Source organism: Streptomyces sparsus (genome assembly GCF_054776295.1).
Map to the genome: position 1 here is coordinate 1 of NZ_BAAHCA010001086.1, position 1478 is coordinate 1478.

A 1478-nucleotide genomic window follows, 5' to 3' on the forward strand; every position below is an offset into this window, starting at 1 on the left:
GACGAGGGGCGGCCACGGACGCCGCGGTGGGGCTGCGGACGACGCCGCGGTGGCCCTCGTCCCGGTCGCGGGAGCGGTTCAGGCCGGGTGGGGCGCGGATGCCGGGGCCAGCAGGTCGACGACGCCCGTGGCGTCCTCGTCGCCGTGCCCGTCGGCCAGCCTGCGTTCCATCAGCTCCAGGTAGGGGAGCAGCAGCTCGGGGCTGACCTGCTGTTCCTGCGCGGTGCGGAGCAGCGTGGCCGAACCCGCCACCTGCATGGCCAGGTTGGACACCACACCCCTCGTGTAGTCACCGCTGTCCAGCTGGTCCGCGGCGGTGAGCGCGAAGGGGGCCATCGCGGTGAGCCACTCGGAGAGCCGCGGTGCGAAGTCCGTCGGCCGCACCTCGGAGGCGCGCAGCAGCGCGAAGGCGTGGGAGATGCCGGCGAACATGCCGGTCATCGCGCTCAGCAGCGCCACGTCCTGCAACGCCGCCAGGCCGGGGTCCGCGCCGACGTACACCGCCCCGGCCGGTACGGCCAGCGTTTCCCGGTGGGCGGTGAAGAGGTCACCGGAACCGCTGTACAGCACGTAGCCGCCCGCGTCCCGGTCCCCGATCATCGGCGGCACGGCCATGATCCCGCCGTCCAGGAAGCGGGCACCGCGCCGCTCCGCCCAGGCGGCCCGGTCCCGTGCCCGGGCGGGAGTGCCGTGGTCAGGTCGACGAGGTCGCGCCCCGCCGGATCGGTGTCGGCGAGTGCCTCGTCGACCGAGGCGTGATCGAGCAGGCAGATCACGACGAGCTGGTTCGCGGCCACCGCCGCCGCGGCGGTCGCGGCGACCGTGGCGCCCTTCGCGAGCAGCGGTTCGGCGCGGGCCGGCGTGCGGTTCCAGACGGTGACGGCGTACCCGGCGGACAGCCAGGCCTCGGCGAGCGCGGTGCCCATGGCGCCGAGCCCGAGAACGGTGAGCGAGCGGGTGGGGGAGTGGTCGGGGTTCATGCCGATTAGGCTGGTGGAAGCCCCGGACGGCATCAAGTACCCACTGTGTTGTGGGTGGTTACCCGGGGGTGAGCGAGCAGGCAGGAGAGGGCAGGATGGCGAGGGTACGGCGGCCCGGCTCGTTCGTCTGCGGGATCGACGCCGCGATGGACGTGATCGGCGGCAAGTGGAAGGTGCTCATCCTCTGGGCGCTCCATGAGCCCCCGCACCGCTTCGGGGAGCTGCGCAGGGAACTGCCGGGAGTGAGCGAGAAGGTGCTCACCGCCCATCTGCGGGAGCTGGAGGCGGACGGCGTCGTGCACCGCGAGGTCCACGACGAGGTGCCGCCGAAGGTCGAGTACCGGCTGACCCCGCTCGGCGTCTCGCTCAACACCGCACTTGACCCGCTCGGCGAGTGGGGCCGGGCGCACGTGGTCGGCTCCGGCGACGACCCCGCGGGCTCCGGGGCGGCACCGGGTGAGGTGCCGGCCGGCTGACGCCTCCCCGGACCGCCGCGTG

Annotated in this window: 1 protein-coding gene and 1 pseudogene; one reads left to right on the forward strand and one right to left on the reverse strand. The window is 74.0% G+C overall.

The genetic code is table 11. The features are described 5' to 3' along the window. Window positions 1-78: 78 nt before the first annotated feature. A pseudogene (locus ACYVE9_RS26495) lies at window positions 79-980 on the reverse strand (NAD(P)-dependent oxidoreductase). A gap of 95 nt (window positions 981-1075) precedes the next feature. Between ACYVE9_RS26495 and ACYVE9_RS26500 the strand changes: the two are divergent. Further along, the gene (locus ACYVE9_RS26500; protein WP_461030431.1) at window positions 1076-1456 is read left to right on the forward strand and encodes a winged helix-turn-helix transcriptional regulator; all 381 of its coding nucleotides are present in this window, start codon (window positions 1076-1078) and stop codon (window positions 1454-1456) included. Window positions 1457-1478: the final 22 nt, after the last annotated feature.

What these genes read in the sequence shown, in the direction of transcription:
- ACYVE9_RS26500 (WP_461030431.1), top strand. Translation starts at nt 1,076, where the DNA reads ATGGCGAGGGTACGGCGGCCCGGCTCGTTCGTCTGCGGGATCGACGCC.